General features: G+C 34.2%; 19 protein-coding genes. 18 read left to right on the forward strand and 1 reads right to left on the reverse strand.

Annotation, left to right across the window (positions count from 1 at the left end; translation table 11 throughout):
* Positions 1-21 precede the first annotated feature (21 nt).
* Positions 22-342 (reverse strand): PTS system regulator TmaR, encoded by a 321-nt coding sequence (tmaR, locus tag J3U27_RS00350; RefSeq protein WP_065562399.1) that lies wholly within the window; start codon positions 340-342, stop codon positions 22-24.
* Positions 343-649: 307 nt separating this feature from the next.
* Between tmaR and accD the strand changes: the two genes are divergently transcribed.
* From accD to clpX, 18 genes are all read left to right on the forward strand, one after another.
* Positions 650-1,540 (forward strand): acetyl-CoA carboxylase, carboxyltransferase subunit beta, encoded by an 891-nt coding sequence (gene accD / locus J3U27_RS00355; protein WP_267376534.1) that lies wholly within the window; start codon positions 650-652, stop codon positions 1,538-1,540.
* A 3-nt stretch (positions 1,541-1,543) separates the two neighbouring features.
* The gene (gene folC / locus J3U27_RS00360) at positions 1,544-2,833 is read left to right on the forward strand and encodes a bifunctional tetrahydrofolate synthase/dihydrofolate synthase (RefSeq protein WP_416380521.1); all 1,290 of its coding nucleotides are present in this window, start codon (positions 1,544-1,546) and stop codon (positions 2,831-2,833) included.
* Positions 2,823-3,377, forward strand: a complete 555-nt coding sequence (locus tag J3U27_RS00365) for an SPOR domain-containing protein (protein WP_065734754.1) — start codon at positions 2,823-2,825, stop codon at positions 3,375-3,377. The genes folC and J3U27_RS00365 overlap by 11 nt, the downstream gene beginning before the upstream one ends.
* A gap of 70 nt (positions 3,378-3,447) precedes the next feature.
* Complete coding sequence (locus tag J3U27_RS00370) at positions 3,448-3,933, forward strand: CvpA family protein (protein ID WP_065562475.1); 486 nt, start codon at positions 3,448-3,450, stop codon at positions 3,931-3,933.
* Positions 3,934-3,951: 18 nt separating this feature from the next.
* The gene (purF, locus tag J3U27_RS00375; RefSeq protein WP_267376536.1) at positions 3,952-5,466 is read left to right on the forward strand and encodes an amidophosphoribosyltransferase; all 1,515 of its coding nucleotides are present in this window, start codon (positions 3,952-3,954) and stop codon (positions 5,464-5,466) included.
* Positions 5,467-5,923: 457 nt separating this feature from the next.
* Positions 5,924-8,599 (forward strand): inverse autotransporter beta domain-containing protein, encoded by a 2,676-nt coding sequence (locus J3U27_RS00380; RefSeq protein ID WP_267336685.1) that lies wholly within the window; start codon positions 5,924-5,926, stop codon positions 8,597-8,599.
* 117 nt (positions 8,600-8,716) lie between these two features.
* A complete protein-coding gene (locus J3U27_RS00385; protein ID WP_267376538.1) occupies positions 8,717-9,793 on the forward strand; it encodes a hypothetical protein in 1,077 nt (358 codons plus the stop codon).
* A gap of 126 nt (positions 9,794-9,919) precedes the next feature.
* Positions 9,920-10,126, forward strand: a complete 207-nt coding sequence (locus J3U27_RS00390) for a YheU family protein (protein WP_065734758.1) — start codon at positions 9,920-9,922, stop codon at positions 10,124-10,126.
* A gap of 85 nt (positions 10,127-10,211) precedes the next feature.
* Positions 10,212-10,844, forward strand: coding sequence for a cAMP-activated global transcriptional regulator CRP (crp, locus tag J3U27_RS00395; protein WP_034903327.1), 633 nt, complete (start codon positions 10,212-10,214; stop codon positions 10,842-10,844).
* Positions 10,845-10,891: 47 nt separating this feature from the next.
* Entirely contained in the window at positions 10,892-11,617 is a 726-nt protein-coding gene (locus tag J3U27_RS00400; protein WP_065734759.1) for an isoprenyl transferase, read from the forward strand.
* Entirely contained in the window at positions 11,611-12,447 is an 837-nt protein-coding gene (locus J3U27_RS00405) for a phosphatidate cytidylyltransferase (RefSeq protein WP_267330021.1), read from the forward strand. The genes J3U27_RS00400 and J3U27_RS00405 overlap by 7 nt, the downstream gene beginning before the upstream one ends.
* Positions 12,448-12,460: 13 nt before the next feature.
* Positions 12,461-13,771 (forward strand): RIP metalloprotease RseP, encoded by a 1,311-nt coding sequence (rseP, locus tag J3U27_RS00410; protein ID WP_267342441.1) that lies wholly within the window; start codon positions 12,461-12,463, stop codon positions 13,769-13,771.
* 25 nt (positions 13,772-13,796) lie between these two features.
* On the forward strand, positions 13,797-16,220 hold the full coding sequence (gene bamA, locus J3U27_RS00415) for an outer membrane protein assembly factor BamA (RefSeq protein WP_267330023.1): 2,424 nt from the start codon (positions 13,797-13,799) through the stop codon (positions 16,218-16,220).
* 41 nt (positions 16,221-16,261) lie between these two features.
* Entirely contained in the window at positions 16,262-16,750 is a 489-nt protein-coding gene (locus J3U27_RS00420) for an OmpH family outer membrane protein (protein ID WP_267330024.1), read from the forward strand.
* Positions 16,750-17,778 (forward strand): UDP-3-O-(3-hydroxymyristoyl)glucosamine N-acyltransferase, encoded by a 1,029-nt coding sequence (lpxD, locus tag J3U27_RS00425; RefSeq protein ID WP_267330025.1) that lies wholly within the window; start codon positions 16,750-16,752, stop codon positions 17,776-17,778. Before J3U27_RS00420 ends, lpxD begins: the two co-directional genes overlap by 1 nt.
* Positions 17,779-17,883: 105 nt before the next feature.
* Positions 17,884-19,185 carry a trigger factor gene (tig, locus tag J3U27_RS00430; RefSeq protein ID WP_065734764.1) on the forward strand — a complete coding sequence of 434 codons (1,302 nt, stop codon included), beginning with the start codon at positions 17,884-17,886 and terminating at the stop codon, positions 19,183-19,185.
* An 89-nt stretch (positions 19,186-19,274) separates the two neighbouring features.
* A complete protein-coding gene (gene clpP / locus J3U27_RS00435) occupies positions 19,275-19,877 on the forward strand; it encodes an ATP-dependent Clp endopeptidase proteolytic subunit ClpP (RefSeq protein ID WP_305054763.1) in 603 nt (200 codons plus the stop codon).
* A 19-nt stretch (positions 19,878-19,896) separates the two neighbouring features.
* Entirely contained in the window at positions 19,897-21,162 is a 1,266-nt protein-coding gene (gene clpX / locus J3U27_RS00440) for an ATP-dependent protease ATP-binding subunit ClpX (RefSeq protein ID WP_065734766.1), read from the forward strand.
* Positions 21,163-21,202: the final 40 nt, after the last annotated feature.

Here is a 21,202-nt window from a genome sequence, read left to right on the forward strand (position 1 = left end):
GCGTTGTTATTCATAAAAACATTAATTAGAACGGTAACTACGCATTTTTTTGCTGATTTCACGTCTTTCTTTAGAAATTTCAGCATTCTTGATTATATAATCATCAACACGATCATCATAATCACTCTTCATATTAGCAATAATAGCTTGAAGTTCTTCGTAAGTCATATCAGGTTTAATGTAATCACTTAAATTTTCAAGTAATAGCACACGTTTTTGGTTATCACGAATTTTTTTCTCGTTATCTGAAATTTCACGTTTTAATTTATTTAAACGACGTGATAAACGAATATATTCAAGTACATCTTGAAATGATGGTGCGGCTGATTTTTCCTTGTCCATCTATAACCCCTTATTTCTAAAAAATGGAAAACGATTCTGAGTTAATTATATACCAATAATTTTTTAAGGTCATACTAAATATACTTTTATTGAAAAATGTTAAATTTAAATATCAATCAAGCTTGCTGAGTTTTGTTTTAAATCAAATTTTTTGAAGTATGAAATAATAATATTTTTATAAAATTGTCGATAAATTTATCGATTTTCCTTCTAATTGCGATAAAAATAAAAACAACTATTAAGAATTATTGCAAAGTATTATACAATGTGTTGTTAATTGAAAAGAGTACCAAATGAGAGAATCATAATGAGCTGGATTGAAAAAATTCTGAGTAAAAATAATATATCGTCAGATCATAAAAAGGCAAATATTCCAGGTGGTGTTTGGACCAAATGTAGTAATTGTGAGCAGGTTATCTATCAAGCTGAACTTGATCGTAATTTAGAAGTTTGCCCAAAATGCGATCATCACATGCATATTCCTGCCCGAGTTCGCTTATATCGTTTTTTAGATGAAGGTTCTGATGTAGAGATTGGTTCAGAACTTGCTCCTAAAGATATTTTGAGGTTTAAAGATACCAAAAAATATAAAGATCGTTTAACTGCCGCTCAAAAAGAAACGCATGAAAAAGAGGCGATGGTAGTAATGAAAGGCACATTACTGGGCATTCCAGTCGTTGTTGCCTGCTTTGAATTTGCTTTTATTGGTGGTTCAATGTCGTCTGTGGTTGGTGCTTTATTTACTCGAGCCGCAGAAAAGGCAATTGAAGATAAGTGCCCATTAATCTGTTTTTCTACCAGTGGTGGCGCTCGAATGCAAGAAGCATTATTTTCATTAATGCAAATGGCAAAAACGAGTGCCATCTTAGCAAAAATGCAAGATGAAGGTTTACCCTATATTTCTGTGATGACCGATCCAACAATGGGTGGTGTATCTGCTAGTCTAGCGATGCTAGGTGATATTAATATTGCTGAACCTAAAGCGTTAATTGGTTTTGCGGGGCCTCGAGTAATTCAACAAACAGTGCGTGAAACACTGCCAGAAGGATTCCAACGTAGCGAGTTCTTATTAGAAAAAGGTGCAATTGATATGATTATTGATCGTCGTGATATGCGCCCTAAAATTGCAGGTCTGTTAGCTAAATTAATGAAACTCCCAGTTCCTTTTGATTCTATCGTTAATGATGAGACTATTTAATTAATCATGCGACCTGAAATTCCTGATGCCATGTCTAATCTTGAAACATGGCTTTCTTATTTGGAACAATTACATCCAACGACCATTGATTTAGGACTTGAGCGTGTTAGAACAGTTGCAGAGCGTCTAGATCTTTTGCAGCCAGCCCCTTATATTTTTACGGTGGCAGGGACTAATGGCAAAGGAACGACTTGCCGCACGCTTGAGATGATATTACTTGCTGCAAATAAGCGTGTTGGAGTTTACAGCTCTCCCCATTTAGTGCGTTTTACTGAAAGGGTTAGAATAGATAATCAAGAGTCAAAAGAACAAGACACAGTTGATGCATTTGTTGAAATTGAAAAAGCGAGAGGAAATATTTCCTTAACTTATTTTGAATATGCAACGTTAGCTGCATTATATCAATTTAAACAGGCTCAATTGGATGTAGTTATTCTAGAAGTAGGCTTAGGTGGAAGACTTGATGCCACCAATATTATCGATGCTGATATAGCAATTATTACTACAATCGGTATCGACCATGTAGAATATTTAGGCAATACTCGAGAAAGTATTGGTAGAGAAAAAGCAGGTATTTTTAAACCCAATAGTATTGCTATTGTTGGTGAGCCAGAGATACCATCATCTATTATAGATGTTTCTAAAACGGTGAATTGTCCTATTTATGTAGTCAATAAAGATTGGTCATATCAACAAATTGATGATTCATTATGGCAATTCATTTCACCGTTAAAACAGTATGATCAATTGCCTATTCCCAATGTGCCTTTAGCTAATGCTGCTACTGCAATAGCTGCACTAACTTATTCTTCGCTTTCAATTGACCAGAATCAAATAATCGAGGGTCTTGAAAAAACAAATTTAGTTGGAAGATTTCAAATAATACAGACATCACCAATTGTAATTGTTGATGTTGCACATAATCCTCATGCTGCTAACTATTTAGCTAACCAAATTAAGTTATTGGTAAAGAAACAACCTACTATTGGTAAGATTAGGTTTGTCATTGGTATGTTGAAAGATAAAGATATTAAAAGCACTCTATCTTTATTAAATGCTGATCAATGGTATTGTGCTTCACTTTACGGTGAGCGTGGATGTAATGCTGAGGTATTAAAGCAGTATTTGCAAGATAATAAAGTAGAAAATATAACTACGTTTGAATCAGTTGATAATGCATATCAAAAGGCCATGCAAGATTCAAAAGAAGATGATATTATTGTCGTCTGTGGTTCATTTTATACTGTATCTGCCGTTTTAGATAAATTAGGCAAATGTAATCATGGATACTAATCAAGAGAAAACTACTTCAAATAAAATTAGGAATCAACTAGTTGGTTTTGCTACATTATTGCTAACTATTGCTATAATTGCACCTAATATCATTACAGATAAATCTAATTTACATACGCCTACAATTCCTATTTTACAACCAGAAGTAGTAAATGAACAAAATCAAGTGATTACATCACAAAATGAGTCAACTATTAATGGTGGTTCAGGATTTGAACAATCTTATACACCTGATTCTGATCAATATACTAGCCCTTTAGCATCACCTGATAATGATAATAGCGATGCTTCATCTATTTCTGAACAAACAGATAAGCCCTACATGATTCAACTTGGCGCATTGAAAAATAAGAAAAAAATTGAGGAATTAGTGGCATTATTAAGGCTTAACAATTATGACGTTAGAATCATTCCAAGTAATCCAGGACCTAATCAATTAATAAAATTACAGGTCGGTCCTTATGCAAAAAAAGAGCAAGCAGAGCAGTTGCTTAGTAACCTAAACAATTTAACAAAATTAAAAGGTGTTATTGTTACAAATTAAAAATTATTTTACTCTTTAATGAGTACAAACATTAAATAAAAATATTAATATAAAATTGTGAGTTATTATGATGAATTGGGTTGATTATACGATTATTGGTGTGATTATTTTATCTGCACTAATTAGTATTATTAGAGGTTTTGTTAAAGAAGCGTTATCCCTAATAAGTTGGGTTCTGGCTTTTTTTATAGCAAGTCGTTTTTACATGCATATCACTAGTTACTTAACTTATTTTGATAGTGATGTAATTCGTATTGCTGTAGCTATCGCTATTTTATTTATTGCTACACTAATTGTGTGTGCCATTGTTTCTTATATTATTGGGCAATTGGTTCAAAAAACAGGACTATCAGGTACAGATCGCGTATTAGGTATTTGTTTTGGTGTATTAAGGGGTATTTTAGTTGTGGCGGCAGTGCTCTTTTTTGTCGATACTTTCACACCGTTATCCCAATCTCCTGAATGGGAGCAATCGCAGCTAATTCCGCATTTTCATTTTATTATTCGTTGGTTTTTTGATTTTATACAGCAGTCGTCTTCATTTTTAGTTCAATAACTTTGAGGTAATCATTGTATGTGTGGTGTTGTTGGTATTGTAGGATGCAGTACAGTTAATCAATCTATTTATGACGCTTTAACTGTTTTGCAGCATCGAGGACAAGATGCTGCGGGGATTGTAACTATCGACGAGCAAAATCGTTTTCGCTTACGTAAAGCAAATGGTTTAGTTAAAGATGTATTTCAAGAACATCATATGTTGCGTTTACAAGGTAATTTAGGAATAGGGCATATTCGCTATCCCACTGCGGGCAGCTCAAGTCCTTCAGAAGCGCAACCATTTTATGTCAATTCACCTTATGGTATTGCACTTGCACACAATGGTAATTTAACTAATACTGACCAATTAAGAAATAAAGTATTTGAATTAGCAAGACGCCACATTAATACAAGTTCTGATTCAGAAGTATTACTTAATATTTTTGCTAGCGAACTTGATAAATTCCCTACCTATCCATTAACTGCAGAAAATATTTTCACCGCTATCAATCGGGTACATCAAATCATTAAAGGTGCTTATGCATGTGTTGCAATGATTATTGGACATGGATTAGTCGCATTTCGTGACCCATATGGTATTCGTCCTTTGGTGATAGGTAGAAAAGTGCTTGATAATCAAAAGACAGAATATATGGTTGCATCGGAAAGTGTTGCTTTAGATATTCTCGATTTTGAATTTATGCGTGATGTTGAACCAGGTGAAGCTATCTATATTACTCAAGATGGACAACTTCATTCCAAACAATGTGCAAATAATCCTCAATATTATCCATGTATTTTTGAATATGTTTATTTTGCCCGCCCAGACTCATTGATGAATGGTGTTTCAGTATATCAATCCCGTATATTAATGGGACAGAAACTAGGTCAAAAAATTGCTAGAGAATGGAAAGACATTGATATTGATGTAGTAATTCCTATTCCTGAAACATCATGTGATGCCGCGCTTGAAATTGCCAGAATTCTGAATAAACCCTATCGACAAGGATTTGTTAAAAACCGCTATGTTGGACGTACTTTTATCATGCCAGGTCAAGCGGAACGAAAACTTTCAGTAAGAAGAAAGCTAAATGCTAATCGTATTGAATTTGAAGGTAAGAATGTTCTTCTAGTTGATGATTCTATTGTTCGAGGAACGACATCGGAAAAAATACTTGAGATGGTGCGTTCAGTTGGTGCTAAAAAAGTTTATCTCGCTTCGGCAGCGCCTGAAATTAGACATCCTAATGTTTATGGTATTGATATGCCAGTTGCTAGTGAACTTATAGCTTATAACCGCTCTGTTGGTCAAATTGCCAAAGAAATTGGAGCAGATAAATTAATATTTCAAGATCTTTCGGATTTAATTGATTGTATTAAAGAGCAAAATCCTAATATTCATCATCTAGAATGTTCTGTTTTTGATGGAAAATATGTTACTGAAGGAATTGATGATAATTATTTTGATACGCTAGAGCATCACAGAGCTGAAAACAAATCAATCACGCCAGAATCTGAAAATCTTGAAATTTATAATGAAGGTCAATACTAGTCATTTAATTTTCTAAAATATAACCTAAAGTCATAAATAAGCTTGAAGTGAACAGTTCAAGCTTATTTTCATCCCCAAAATTAGCCTTTCTTCTTTACAATTGACATATTGTTGTTTGATTTCTATTACTAAAAAGTAATATAAAATTGATTAATTAATAAAAATAGTAAGTTTTAAACAAAAATATAATTAATTAACTTGTTGATTAATATATCAAAAAAACGTCTTTACAAAAAGATGTCAAAAAAAGTTACAAAATAGTTTTATAAATTACATTTATGTAATAAAATCCTCCTGAACTTAGCTGTTTTGTAAAGAAGTTTTAGTTTTTAGGCGAATATTATTTAGTTTTAAAATCGCATATTAAAAACAACACATTAAATAATAAAAACTTTACTTACAACGTAAATAAATACGATGCATTTGTAAAGTTAGTGAGATATAAGGAATGACTACGGTGAGAAAGAATCTTAGATTAAGAGTTATCTCAGCATTTGTAATAGCTACGTTAAGTTGGAATTATGCTTATGCTATTGATACTCAGCTATCGTCGAATGAGGTTGATAGCAATAAAATCATTGAATTAAAAAATGGTACTAAAGCTCGAGAAATGATTAATAATCAAAAACGCAGTTTGTACCAAATTGCATTATTAAGCAATATTTCAATTTCTGAATTACGAGCTATGAATGCAGGTCGTTTCGATAAAAAAGATATGGTTGAAGTCGATGAACGACTAGTTTTACCTGAAAATTCTCCTTTATTACCTGCAATAAATAATAATAATAAAAAAGATAAATACTCAAATTTACCTTCGCTAGGCTCTGATGATAGTTACGATGTAAAAAAAGACAAAGATGCACTATCAAGCCAAGTAGCTACCACCTTGCAAACTCTTGCAACTCAAGATTGGAAAAATATTACTTCAGCAGATAATGGCGGTATCTCTGGCCATTTGAAAAACAAAGGTAAAGATTATGCTGAAAACTATGTTCGCAATGGTATTCATTCACAAGTAGTCGATCCTCTTCGTAGCGCTGCTCAAAATTTTTTAGGGCGTTTTGGTACTGCTCAATTACAGTTCGATTTAGGCGATAAGGGTGAATTCAATAATATCAATGTTAAATTATTTAGCCCATTGATTGATACTGACAGCACATTGATTTTTAGTCAGTTATCATTCCAAGAATATGAACATAATCGTCATATTGGTAACTTTGGTATTGGTCAACGTTGGGATGTTGCTGATAATACATGGTTATTAGGATATAACGCCTTTCTTGATCATGATTTCCAACGTTCACACAATCGTTTAGGCCTAGGTGCTGAAGCTTGGACTGATTATATGAAGTTCGCAGCTAACTATTATCATCCACTGTCTGATTGGAAAGATTCAAGAGACTTTGATGACTATTTAGAACGAGCTGCTAGAGGTTTTGATATTCGCTTTCAGGGCTATTTACCTCAATATCCTCATTTAGGCGGATCACTTATGTATGAACAATACTATGGTGATAAGGTTGCTTTATTTGGTAAGGATAATTTACAAAAAGATCCAAGAGCGATCACAGTCGGATTGGATTATACCCCGGTTCCTTTATTTACCGTTAAAGCTCAACATAAGCGCGGACAGGATAGTAAAAAAGTCACATCTGCTGAATTAACCATGAATTATCGTATTGGTACACCGTTAAAAGATCAGCTAGATCCGGATATGGTTCAAGCGGCTCGTTCTTTAAAAGGCAGTCGATATGATTTAGTTGATCGTAATAACTATATCGTTCTTGAATATAAAGAAAAGAAAATGACTGTTGATTTAGGGTTAGATTCTCTTCAATTACTCGAAGGTACTACTCATGATCTAGTTATAGGTGTTCATAACGCCAAAGGTATATCAAGCTTAGCTTGGTCAGGCAATATGCAAGATATTGATAATGGTGGTGGTTTCTTGTGTTCTGCTGCGGGAGTATGTACTAGCTCTTCATGGTTAACACCTCCTGCTGATGTTAAGAATTGGAAGATTGTTGCACCTAGTTATGTAGATCGAAATGGGAACAGATTGCCAATTAGTACAAATGGCGTTTATAGCCTAGCAGTAACGGTTACTGATAGCAAAGGAAAATCAGCAACATCTAATTCAGTTTCGTTTGAAGTTCTTCCTAATTTAAGTATTCGTAAAATAGGTGTTTGGGCGGTTGATAGCTCAGGAGATCCAGCAACTTCTGTGCAAAATACAGCTGATGGTACAACTTCAGTAACGCTATTAGCTAGTTTGGTTACCCCTGGAACACCTACTGGAAGTGGAAGCTTTGGGGATGGTTATGATGGTTTTAGTGACCAATCATTGATGTCTAAAGTAGGCAATACATTCAAATCCTCAGTAGTTGATTTATGGACAGCAACCAGTAATGGTACAAAAGTCACTTTGATTGATGGTACTTCTGGTACGGTAAGAAGTTGCCCTACCTCAGAACGTTGTGTCATTGTTAAATCTTTTGAAAAAGTCAAAATGGGTGACAGCATTTCAGCAAATGCTTCTACCGCAGCAGGCACAACAGCTATTGGTGATACTTATACCATCGACGTTGCGTCAAACTTTGATGGAGCAGTTGATTTTTCTATCAAATTAGATGGTTATGGTCAGTCTTTCAACAAAGCTACGGTTAATTTTGGTGGTGGTAGAGCGGGCTACATTAAAGTATATCGTAGTGATGGCACTTTAGTTGCTAGACAAAATGGAAACGTACTTGATTTTGAACCAGGTATTACTGGATGGTATGTAGGTACTGAATATACCGTAAAAGCTTATGTCGATGATACTGAAGCTGTAGAAATTACCAACCCATTTGTTATCTGGTCACTTGTTGGTTCAAATAGCCCGGCGTGTCCTGGAAGTGCAATGACAACATTACCAAGTTATGTTGATAGTCCTAATGGCCCTTGGTTTAATGTAAGTATGGGACCAAATGCACCTTACACTATTAGAACTAATATGACTAGTTATGCAACAACAGGTACAAGTATTCCTGCTGTGGCTGGAGCTCCTACATATTTAGATCTAAATCAGGTAACAGCATCACCAGTAGCATGTGCTGGAGATCAAGGATTTAAATTACAAGTTTCAGTTAATTAAAAAAGTTTTTAATCATCTTCGAATTATCGAAGGTGATTTAAAAGGCAACACCAATAAAAACGGTGTATTTATATAAATATAACATGTTAATTTATTAGAGAAAATAGGAAGTTAAACATGAAAAAATTAGCAATTAAAAAAATTGCATTAAGTTTGTTTTTAGCAGGTTATGCTGCTAGCAGTGCTTATGCATTAAATTCAGCAACAACTCAAAATTCGATAGAAGGTAGTAAACCAATAATTTGGTCAAAAGGTGCACATACTAGCGCCCCAGCTGAAAGATCTTTGACTGTTCGTATTTCAGATACTACAGCAGGTACAACATCTCTTGGTAATGGTGTAAAAGCTAAAGTTGGTGATTACATTCATATCTTTTATGACTTAAAAGATGAAGATGGAGATATAGATAAAACTGAGAACCATGCAGTACTAGATACACTTACAGTTTGGATTAAAACTGGCAGTACTGCTGCTTGGACTGAAATTAGAGATCTTGATCCAAAAGCTGATAACTCTGATGAAGCAGGTCATCTTTATTTCAAAATTACTCCTTCTATGGCCGGTGCTACAAAAGTCGGTTTCAAACTTGAAGAAATTACTCCTTATGGTGCTCCAAGAGAAAATGAATGGTTATGGGTAAGTGATATTTGGGATGCTACTACTACTCCAGGTCATGGTTCTAATCCTACAGATCCAGGTACAGTTCAACACGGTCCTGGTGATAAAGATCCAGATATCCCTGAGGGTCCTATTGAATATCCTGGTGCTACAACGTTAGGTATATTTAAATATACTTCTTCAGGTAGTGTAGATTTTACGGACAACCTTGCTGATAGTTCTTCTACTGAAATACCAAAATATGGTGATAAACTAGCGGCTGTTGTATGGTTGAAAGCAAGTCCAACGAGTACTAGCACAACGCCTAACTTCGCTACTGGAGGAGATACAAACCAATCAGCATCTTACACATTTACATGGAGTCTAGAGGGTACTAATAGTGCTGCAAATGGATCTCAACCTGCTGTAGCAAGTGAGACTCTAACTGCAGCCCCTAGAGATACAGAAGGTTATGGCGTGATTGTGTTAGGTGACCCTGCTGGTGGAAAACATAATGTAGTGTACCGTAGCTTAAATAGTGGCACAGGCTATAATGCAGGTATTCAAGGCTTCAATCTTACAGTTAATGCAAACTAATCATTATTTAATGAAACTAATTAAAACCACTCAACTGAGTGGTTTTTTTATTTAATATTCCGTATGCACTTCTTATAATTAACTTGTTAAAATAAATTAATGTAAGTTAACTCAGCTAATATAATTATGATAATTCCTTGGCAATCTCTTGATTCAACTACTCTAAACAATCTAATAGAATACTTTGTTTTACGTGAAGGGACTGATTATGGTGAGCAAGAAAAATCACTTGAAGATAAAGTGAATGATGTAAAACTTCATTTAATTAATGGTTCAGCTGCAATTTTTTGGTCTGAATTACATGAAACAGTAGATATTAAATTTATTAAATAATGATTAAAATCATTTTAGTGAGTATATGATTTATTCTGTAACTTTGTTATAGTGTTACTGTAGTAATTTGAATAGAGAGGAAGGAATAATGATTGGTAAACAGCAATCAGATACAACATTGGAATGGTTTTTATCTCATTGCCATATTCATAAATATCCAGCTAAAAGTACCCTTATTCATCAAGGTGAAAAAGCCGAAACTCTCTATTATATTTTAAAAGGATCTGTAGCGGTATTGATTAAAGATGATGAAGGTAATGAAATGATTTTGTCGTATTTAAACCAAAATCAATTCTTAGGTGAATTAGGTCTTTTTGAAGAAGGTACAGAACGTAGTGCTTGGGTTAAAGCGAAAACAAGTTGTGAAGTGGCCGAAATATCCTATAAAAAATTTAAACAGCTAGTGCAAGTTAACCCAGATATATTAATGCGATTAGCTAGTCAAATGGCAAGCCGGTTACAAGTTACATCAGAAAAAGTCAGTAATCTAGCTTTCTTGGATGTCGCGGGACGAATTGCACAAACACTATTAAACTTAACTAAACAGCCTGATGCGATGACTCACCCAGATGGTATGCAAATAAAAATAACCCGCCAAGAGATTGGGCAAATTGTCGGCTGTTCACGTGAAACCGTTGGAAGAATTTTAAAAATGCTTGAAGATCAACACCTAATTTCAGCACATGGTAAGACGATAGTTGTTTATGGCACCCGTTGATTTATCGAAATTATCATTAATATGATAGATATATAACGAGATTATACATGACACAATATATTCCCAACCATGTGGCGATTATTATGGATGGTAATGGTCGATGGGCTAAGCAAAGAAATCAATTACGCGCTAAAGGCCATCGAGCTGGTTTAAAAGCGGTGCGTAAAATTGTCACATATGCAGCAAAATTAGATGTAAAAGTGCTTACGTTATATGCTTTTAGTAGTGAAAATTGGAAACGTCCAGCTAATGAAGTTACTGCTTTAATTTCACTGTTTATTTATGCGTTAAATCGCGAAATTAAAAATTTAAATAAAAATAATGTTCGATTAAATATCATTGGTGATATATCAAAATTTAATCAAAATCTTCAAAACCTTATTATTAATGCTCAGCTTTTAACCAAAGATAATACTGGCCTTACCTTGAATATTGCAGCTAATTATGGGGGTCGTTGGGATATTGTTGAATCAGCTAAAAAAATAGCTTCACAAGCTTTAGATGGTAAAATAACGCCACAGGATATCAATGAGGAATATTTTGGCTCGATTATTTGTATGAATGATTTACCTGAAGTTGATTTAGTTATTCGCACCGGTGGCGAATACCGAATTAGTAATTTTTTATTATGGCAATGTGCATACGCAGAATTGTATTTTACTGACACATTGTGGCCTGATTTCAATCAGGCATCATTTGATGAAGCGATAAATATTTTTAACACTAGAGAACGGCGTTTTGGTGGCGTTCTAAATGAGGACCTTTCATGCTAATCCAGCGTATTTTAACTGCCATCGTACTTATTCCCCTTGTTATTATTGCACTATTTTTTGCACCTTTATCGATATTTTCTTATTTAATCATCGCTGTTTGTGCATTAGCAGCATGGGAATGGCGTAATTTTTTAGCAAAAAGAACCGAGAAAACAGTTCTTTTGTTTTTTATTGTTTTTTCAATAGTTTTGCTTTACTTCATCCCCATTGAGTCAACACTAAAAAGTCAGTTATTTGCTTTAATAATTTGCTTATCAGTTATTTGGTGGTTAACCGCTTTGTTATTAGTTGTAGGTTATCCTAACTCAGCAAAATACTGGTCTAAATCATCATTAATTAAGCTGTTGTTTGCTTTTTTTACCTTAGTCCCTTTTTTTATAGGAATGCTTGAATTACGAACTATTAATTACAGTGTTAATAGTTATACTGGGGCTATTTGGTTGCTCTATGTATTTGTGTTAGTATGGGCAACCGATACAGGTGCTTATTTTGCTGGAAGAGCGATTGGTAAACGGAAATTAGCTGTCAAAGTCTCACCAGGAAAGACGGTAGAAGGTTTTATCGGTGGTGTCAGTTTAGCAACTTTAGTTTGTGTGATCGCTTACTTAACTGGTTATTTTAATATTAATTTTACTCAATTTTTATTTAGCTCCCTATTGGCTATTTTGGCTTCGGTATTAGGTGACCTGACTGAAAGCATGTTTAAGCGTGAAGCAGGAATTAAAGATAGTGGAAATCTTATCCCAGGACATGGTGGTATTTTAGATCGTATTGATAGTTTAACGTCGGCAGTTCCTGTATTTACTGTATTATCTTTGCATTTATTCTAAAGGGTTACTGATTTTGCTTTGGTCACTGTTGTTATTTATTATTACTATCAGTATATTAGTTACAGTTCATGAGTTTGGGCATTTTTTTGTTGCTCGGCTATGTAAAGTGCATGTAGAGTGTTTTTCAATCGGGTTTGGAAAAAAAATATGGTCGCATAGATTTTCAAACGGAACTGAATTAGTTATCGCTATGATTCCACTTGGCGGATATGTTAGAATGCTCGATAGCAAAACGAGTGAATTATCCCCCAATTTAGAAAAACGCGCTTTTGATAAAAAAAGTATTTTGCAACGGGCTGCAATTATTTTTGCAGGGCCATTTGCTAATTTTGTTTTAGCATTAATTATTTATTGGGTTATTTTTTTGACGGGTGTGGTTGATTATCCTGTTAAAATAAAAAGTATTATACCTTCAACACCAGCTGCATCTATAAATATGCCAGCAGATGCAGAGTTAAGAATGATTGATAATGCTAAAATAGACACTTGGAATGATGTAAATGCAGCATTGATTTCTGCTTTAGGTAAAAGCAATATTAATGTTACCTATCGTACTGATATTGAGCAACAAGAAGTTAGTCGGGATGTTAATATTAGTAATTGGTCTTTTGATATTGAAAAGGAATCTGCAATCGCAGCATTTGGATTTATACCTAAACAATTGGAAATTTATCCAATTGTGAGTAAAATTGTACCCGATTCAGCAGCAGCTCAAGCTGGTTTAAAAGTAGGTGATAAAATAATCAGTTATAATGAGCACCTTTATCAAAATTGGAATGATTTTACTGATACTATAAAAAAAGCTGGAATTATAAAACTGAAGGTAAGTAGGAACAATAAAGACGTCGATCTTACACTTGAGCCAAAAAGAAATAGAAATGGGGAAGGTGTTGCAGGTTTCTATCCGACATCTGATGCAGTAATTAAAAAATATGATTTTTTTAATGGATTCGATAAAGCGATGAAACAAACAATGTTAACGACTAAGTTAACGGTTCGTTCTCTTTATCAATTAGTAACAGGAGTGATTGGTCTAAAACATTTATCAGGACCAATTACAATAGCAAAAAGCGCAGGGCAAACAGCAAGTTATGGATTTACCCCTTACTTATATTTTCTAGCCTTTATTAGTATAAGTTTAGGAGTTATCAATCTTGTTCCATTACCTATGTTAGATGGCGGGCAGTTGCTTTTTTTATTTTTTGAGAAAATAAAAGGAAATGCCTTATCAAATAAAGCACAAGAGCGTTTTTTTCGTATCGGATTTGTTTTATTAATGGTAATAATGGGAATTGCACTATTTAATGATATTTTACGATTGTAATGGGATGAGGTTATAAATATATACGATGAAAATAAATAAATTACTTATAGCATCTTTGCTGTTTAGTACCACAGCAGTATATAGTTCCAATGCATTTTGTGTTGATGATTTTGTGGTTAAGGATATCAAGTTTGAAGGTTTGCAGCGAGTCACAATCGGTGCTGCAATGCTTGAAATGCCTGTTCAAGTCGGTGACTATGTGAATGAATCTGATTTAGGCCGCATTATTAAATCACTTTACGCCAGCGGTAATTTCGATGATATTACTGTTTCTCGTGATGGCGACAGATTAATTATTCATGTCCAAGAACGCCCAACTATAGCAAGTATTACCTTTTCCGGAAATAAATCTGTCAAAGATGACATGTTGAAAAAGAATTTAGATAGTACCGGTATTCGTGAAGGCGATGCATTAGATCGTACAATGCTTTCGGGAATTGAGAAAGGTCTAGAAGATTTTTACTATAGTGTTGGTAAATATAATGCTCAAATCAAAGCCGTCGTAACACCATTATCTCGAAATCGTGTTGATTTAAAATTAGTTATTGCTGAAGGTAAATCTGCTTTAATAGATCAAATCAATATCGTGGGTGCAAAAGCTTTTTCATCTGAAGAGCTTATTTCACGTTTTTCATTACGTGATGAAGTGCCTTGGTGGAATATGCTTGGTGATCGTAAATATCAAAAGCAAAAATTGGCATCGGACTTAGATGAGTTGCAAAGCTTTTATTTAAATCGAGGTTATGCTCGATTTAATATTGAGTCTACACAAGTTAGCTTAACGCCAGATAAAAAAGGGATTTATGTCACTATTAATATTCATGAAGGTGAGCAATATAAGTTAGCCGATTTTGATTTTAAAGGTAACTTTGCAGGACATGAAGAGGCAATACAAAAACTAGCCAAAGAAAAGCTTACTGTAGGTGAACTTTATAATGGTAAAAAAATAACTGATATTGAGGATAATATTAAGCGATTGCTGGCTAATTTTGGCTATGCTTATCCTCAAGTAGCTATTCAGCCTGAAATGGATGACTCATCACATACTGTTAAATTAGTAGTATTAGTTGATGTAGGGCAACGTTTTTACGTACGCAATATTAAAATTGTCGGCAATACCATTACAAGTGAGAGTGTGGTTCGTCGTGAACTTCGTCAAATGGAAGGCTCATGGTTAAGTAATGGTTTGGTTGAACTTGGTAAAGAACGTTTAAATCGATTAGGTTTCTTTGAAAGTGTTGAAGCGAATACTGAACGAGTTCCTGGCATTGATGATCAAGTTGATATTATTTATAAAGTAGCTGAACGTAATACCGGTAGTATTAAATTTGGCGTGGGTATCGGCTCAGACAGTGGTTTAAGTTTTAATGCCGGAATTTCTCAAGATAACTGGTTAGGAACGGGTAATAGCGTTTCATTTGATATTAATACAACCAGCAGTGATAAAACTGCATCTGTTTCGATTGTTAATCCTTATTTTACTGTTGATGGTGTCAGTTTAGGTGGTAGCGTTTACTACAATACTTATAAAACTGATAGTGATGATGATGAATCTGAGTATTCAAGTAAAACTTGGGGGGCTAATTTAGACTTAGGCTTCCCGATTAGTGAAAATAACTTTGTCCGTTTTGGTACAGAATACGCTAATCATAAATTAACTGATATGCAACCACAGTATAATATGTGGCGCTATTTTGAGTCTATGGGTGAAAATATGAAAGATAAAGATAAGTCTTATTCATATGACACCAATGATTTGTTATTGAATGCCTATTGGACATATAACACGTTAAATCGCGGCTATTTCCCAACAGATGGGTTAAAACTAACCGCTAATTTAAAAGCGACAGTGCCAGTATTTGACAATAGATTCTATAAAATGGTTAGTGATGCTTCTTATTATTATCCAATTGATACCGATCATAAATGGGTATTCTTAGCTCGTGGCCGATTAGGTTATGGTGCTGGATTAGGTGGAAAAGAATTACCGTTCTATGAGAATTTCTATGCAGGTGGCTCAACTGTATTGCGTGGCTTTAAAGCAAATACTGTCGGCCCTAAAGCGGTATATTTTAATAAAACCGGATGTAGAACCTTAGGTGATACAGCTCAATGTACTAGTTCTAAAGATGCAATAGGTGGTAATGCGTTAGCATTCGGAAGTACGGAGCTAATAGTTCCAACACCATTTGCAAGTGAAAAATATACAGATAGTATTAGAACATCAGTATTTTTTGATGCAGGAACGGTTTGGGATAGTGAATGGGATCTAAAAGGCAAAAATATTCCTGATTATAGTTCCCCATCTGATATTAGAATGTCTGCTGGTCTTGCTGTTCAATGGATGTCGCCATTAGGACCATTGGTATTTTCTTATGCACAGCCGTTAAAGAAATATCATGGTGATTCAGCTCAGCAATTCCAATTTAATATAGGTTCAACATGGTAATGCCATGTTGTTAATAACTAAAATACACATAGGTGAATAAAGTGAAAAAAATTATATCTGTTGTTGGCATCAGTATTGCTCTACTTTTTACAGGCTTTGCAAACGCTGAAACTAAAATTGGTGTTATCGATATTAAATCTGTAATGGATCGTATGCCAGAACGAGAAGCAATCGGTAAAGAATTGAACCAAAAATTTGAAGCGAGAGCTAAAGCATTAGAAAAAGAAGAAAAGCTTGCTGATGCAGCAGCTGCACGTTTAAAGAAAGAAGGGCTAACTTTGTCATCTTCAGAAAAAACTAAATTAAATAAAACTATTGCAGATTTTCAGAATAAAGCCACAGCTTTCGCAAATGAATATCGTGATAGCGAAACAAAAGAAGCTGGTAAATTACTAACCAAAATTCAAGAAGCAGTCAAAACCATTGTTGCTGAAGAAAAATATGATCTTATTTTAAGAGCAGATACGGTTTTATATGCCTCTGACGCTGTTGATATTACTGACAAAGTTTTGGAGAAGGTTAAAAAATAATGTTTGCTTTTCGTTTAGAGCAATTAGCTGACAAGCTTGATGCTACATTATATGGTGATGGTGAATTAACTATCACCGGTGTAGCATCAATGAAAAGTGCCACAAAAGGTCAAATCACTTTTTTGTCGGATAAAAAATTCCAAAACAATTTATTAACTTGTAACGCTTCAGCAGTTGTTATGACAGAAGATAGCCTTAAATATTGGAATGGGGCTGCTTTGATTGTTAAAGATCCTTATCTTACTTATGCAAAATTAGCACAACTTTTAGATACGACACCGTTACCAGCTAAAGGTATCGCACAATCAGCGGTGATTGATCCTACTGCTAAGCTTGGACAAAATGTATCAATTGGTCCAAATGCTGTTATAGAAAGTGGTGTAAATCTAGGTGATAACTGTTGTATTGGTGCTGGCTGTTTTATTGGGAAAGATACTCAAATCGGTGCAGGCACAAAAATATGGTCTAATGTATCTATATACCATAACTGTATTATTGGTGAAAACTGTTTGATCCAATCAGGAACAGTAATAGGTGCAGATGGATTTGGTTATGCAAATGACAAAGGTAAATGGATAAAAATTCCTCAGCTTGGTCGAGTAGTAATTGGTAATAACGTTGAAATCGGCTCATCAACAACAATCGATCGTGGTGCTTTAGATGATACTGTCATCGGTAATGGCGTCATTATTGATAATCAATGTCAAATTGCGCACAACGATATTATTGGTGATCATACTGCTGTCGCTGGTGGTGTTATTATGGCGGGTAGTTTAAAGATTGGACGCCATTGCCTAATTGGTGGTGCGAGTGTTATTAACGGCCATATGGAAATTTGTGATCAAGTAACTGTGACTGGAATGGGTATGGTTATGAGACCAATTACTGAGCCGGGTGTATATTCATCGGGTATTCCATTACAACAAAATAAAGTATGGCGTAAAACAGCTTCATTAGTTTTACATATTGATGAAATGAATAAACGTTTGAAAGCACTTGAGAAGAAGCTATTAAATGTCTCGACGTAGACGATTACGGTCGGTATAATGCTTCCCTATTTTATAAATTTAATTAGCTCAATTAATCAATTTATAATTATGAGCAAATATATTCAATAATTCCGAGGTATAAAGATGCAAGTTTCGGTAGAAACAACAGAAGGTTTAGGCCGTCGTTTATCAATTACAATTAAATCAGAAGATATTACCAAAGCAGTTGATAAAGAACTTATCAATACAGCAAAAAAAGTCCGTATTGATGGTTTCCGTAAAGGAAAAGTACCTTTAAAAATTGTTGAACAACGCTATGGTGCTTCTATTTTACAAGACGCTTTAAGTGATTTGATGCAACGTAATTTTATCGATGCTATTATCCAAGAAAAATTAAATCCAGCTGGTGCGCCAACATATATTCCAACAGAATATAAAAATGGTGAAGATTATACTTTCACTGTTGAATTTGAAGTTTATCCGGAAATTAAAATCAAAGATTTAGATAAAATCGAAGTTGAAAAACCAGTAGCTGAAGTTGTTGATGCTGATGTGGAAACAATGATTGAAACCTTACGTAAACAACAAGGTACTTGGAAAGTTGTTAAAAAGACAGCAAAAGAACAAAATCGTGTCACGCTTGACTTTTTAGGTAAAGTTGATGGTGCTGAATTTGAAGGCGGTAAAGCTGATGATTTTGCACTTGTATTAGGACAAGGTCGAATGATCCCTGGTTTTGAAGATGCAATCATCGGTCACAAAGCTGGAGATGAATTTGATATTAATGTGACATTCCCAGAAGATTATCATGCTGAGAATTTAAAAGGTAAACCAGCAGTATTTTCAGCTTCACTTAAAAAAGTTGAAGAACTTGAGTTACCTGAACTAACTGAAGAAGTAGTGAAAAGATTTGGTATTGCAGATGGCACAGTTGAAAGTTTACGAGCAGAAGTCCGTAAAAATATGCAACGTGAACTTAATGCAACAATTCGCAATAAAATCAAAACACAAGTCATTGATGGTTTAGTAAAAAATAATGATATTGAAGTTCCATCTGCTTTAATTGATCGCGAAATTGATGTCTTACGTCAACAAGCCTTAACTCGTTTTGGTGGTAATGTTAAACAATCAATGGATCTACCTAAAGAGTTATTCGAAGCAGAAGCTAAACGCCGTGTGTTAGTTGGATTATTATTTAGCGAAATCATTGAAAGTAACAAGTTAAAGGCTGACGAAGCAAAAGTACAATCTTTAATTGATGAAATTGCAACTGCTTATGAAGATCCTAAAGAAGTGGTTGATTATTATCGTAAAGATAAGAAAGCAATGGATAATATCCGTTCTGTTGCACTAGAAGATCAAGTAGTTGATTTATTATTAGCTAGCGCAAAAGTGACAGATAAGACTTATTCATTCTCAGAATTAATGAATCAACAAGTTGCTTAAGCAGCTTGTCACTTTATTTAATTAAAATTCATTATAAGCCCAAATAAGGATCAATTGTTTGGGCTATTTTGTTTAATTAGGAGATGAAAATGCCTTTAGAACCATACATGAGTGTGATTCCAATGGTTGTTGAGCAAAGTTCTCGTGGCGAGAGAGCTTATGATATTTACTCACGATTATTAAAAGAAAGAATTATATTTTTAACTGGGCAAGTTGAAGACAATATGGCAAATTTGATTATTGCTCAGATGCTTTTTCTTGAAGCTGAGAATCCTGAAAAAGATATCCATTTATATATCAATTCCCCTGGTGGCGTAGTGACTGCTGGTATGGCTATTTATGACACGATGCAATTTATTAAACCAGATGTGAGTACTATTTGTCTTGGACAAGCATGTTCAATGGGCTCATTACTTTTAACTGCTGGTACTAAAGGTAAACGTTTTTGCCTGCCTAATGCACGCGTCATGATCCACCAACCATTAGGTGGTTTTCAAGGACAAGCGTCAGATATTCAAATTCATGCTCAAGAAATATTACAGGTTAAAAGCCGATTAAATAATATTTTATCAATGCATACTGGTCAGGATATTAGTGTAATTGAAAAAGATACAGATCGTGATAACTTTATGTCAGCCGAGAAAGCAGTTGAATATGGATTAGTTGACGCCATATACAGTAAACGATCTTAATAATAAATAGGTAAAGAAAGTGGATAAAGAAAACTCAGAAAAATTACTCTATTGTACTTTTTGTGGCAAAAGTGAACATGAAGTCCGTAAGCTAATTGCTGGGCCATCATCTATTTATATTTGTAATGAATGTATTGGACTATGTAATGATATTCTAAAAGAAGAAACAAAAAGTTTTCTTTCACATGAAGAATTTATTAGTAAACCATTACCGACACCGCACGAAATACGAGCTCATCTTGATGAATATGTTATTGGTCAGGAACGGGCTAAAAAAGTATTATCAGTTGCTGTTTATAATCATTATAAACGTTTACGTAGCTATTCTAACCGTAGTGATGTTGAGTTAGGTAAAAGCAATATTTTATTAATTGGTCCTACGGGTAGTGGTAAAACATTATTAGCTGAAACATTAGCACGTTTTCTTGATGTCCCTTTTGCCATGGCTGATGCAACTACATTGACTGAGGCTGGATATGTTGGTGAAGATGTAGAAAATATTATTCAGAAATTATTACAAAGTTGTGATTATGATGTAGAAAAAGCGCAACGTGGGATTATTTATGTTGATGAAATTGATAAAATTTCTAGAAAATCAGATAATCCATCTATTACTCGAGATGTTTCTGGTGAAGGTGTTCAGCAAGCTTTATTAAAAATTATTGAAGGTACTGTTGCATCTGTTCCTCCTAAAGGCGGACGTAAGCATCCACAACAAGAGTTTTTACAAGTTGATACTTCTAAAATCCTCTTTATTTGTGGGGGCGCATTTAGTGGATTAGATAAAGTTATTGAAAATCGAGTCTCTACCAACACAGGTATTGGTTTTGGTGCTGATGTAAAAAGCACTAAGAATAAAGCGACAGAATCTGAGTTATTAGCTCAGATAGAGGCAGAAGATTTGGTTAAATTTGGTCTTATACCTGAATTTATTGGTCGATTACCTGTTATTGGAACGTTATCAGAACTTGATAAAGATGCTTTAGTTAATATATTAACCGAACCTAAAAATGCTTTAACCAAACAATTTAATGCTTTATTAGAGTTGGATGGTGTAGAACTGGAATTTACTAAAGAAGCTTTAGATGCCATTGCAATTAATGCGATGAAACGTAAAACAGGTGCTCGAGGATTACGTTCAATTGTCGAAAATATACTGTTAGATACAATGTATGACTTACCATCAATGCAAAACGTAAAAAAAGTACTTGTTGAGAAAGATACGGTAAATCATTTGCAATCACCTAAATTGATTTTTCGTGAAGATACAGAACTATCTGCATAATAGATAAGCAATTATCCTATTCAAACTGGTAAGCAGCATT

This window comes from Gilliamella sp. B2911 (assembly GCF_026536965.1).
Lineage (GTDB): Bacteria > Pseudomonadota > Gammaproteobacteria > Enterobacterales > Orbaceae > Gilliamella > Gilliamella apicola_E.

What these genes read in the sequence shown, in the direction of transcription:
- tmaR (WP_065562399.1), bottom strand. Translation starts at nt 342, where the DNA reads ATGGACAAGGAAAAATCAGCCGCACCATCATTTCAAGATGTACTTGAA.
- accD (WP_267376534.1), top strand. Translation starts at nt 650, where the DNA reads ATGAGCTGGATTGAAAAAATTCTGAGTAAAAATAATATATCGTCAGAT.
- J3U27_RS00365 (WP_065734754.1), top strand. Translation starts at nt 2,823, where the DNA reads ATGGATACTAATCAAGAGAAAACTACTTCAAATAAAATTAGGAATCAA.
- J3U27_RS00370 (WP_065562475.1), top strand. Translation starts at nt 3,448, where the DNA reads ATGAATTGGGTTGATTATACGATTATTGGTGTGATTATTTTATCTGCA.
- purF (WP_267376536.1), top strand. Translation starts at nt 3,952, where the DNA reads ATGTGTGGTGTTGTTGGTATTGTAGGATGCAGTACAGTTAATCAATCT.
- J3U27_RS00385 (WP_267376538.1), top strand. Translation starts at nt 8,717, where the DNA reads ATGAAAAAATTAGCAATTAAAAAAATTGCATTAAGTTTGTTTTTAGCA.
- J3U27_RS00390 (WP_065734758.1), top strand. Translation starts at nt 9,920, where the DNA reads ATGATAATTCCTTGGCAATCTCTTGATTCAACTACTCTAAACAATCTA.
- J3U27_RS00400 (WP_065734759.1), top strand. Translation starts at nt 10,892, where the DNA reads ATGACACAATATATTCCCAACCATGTGGCGATTATTATGGATGGTAAT.
- J3U27_RS00405 (WP_267330021.1), top strand. Translation starts at nt 11,611, where the DNA reads ATGCTAATCCAGCGTATTTTAACTGCCATCGTACTTATTCCCCTTGTT.
- bamA (WP_267330023.1), top strand. Translation starts at nt 13,797, where the DNA reads ATGAAAATAAATAAATTACTTATAGCATCTTTGCTGTTTAGTACCACA.
- lpxD (WP_267330025.1), top strand. Translation starts at nt 16,750, where the DNA reads ATGTTTGCTTTTCGTTTAGAGCAATTAGCTGACAAGCTTGATGCTACA.
- tig (WP_065734764.1), top strand. Translation starts at nt 17,884, where the DNA reads ATGCAAGTTTCGGTAGAAACAACAGAAGGTTTAGGCCGTCGTTTATCA.
- clpP (WP_305054763.1), top strand. Translation starts at nt 19,275, where the DNA reads ATGCCTTTAGAACCATACATGAGTGTGATTCCAATGGTTGTTGAGCAA.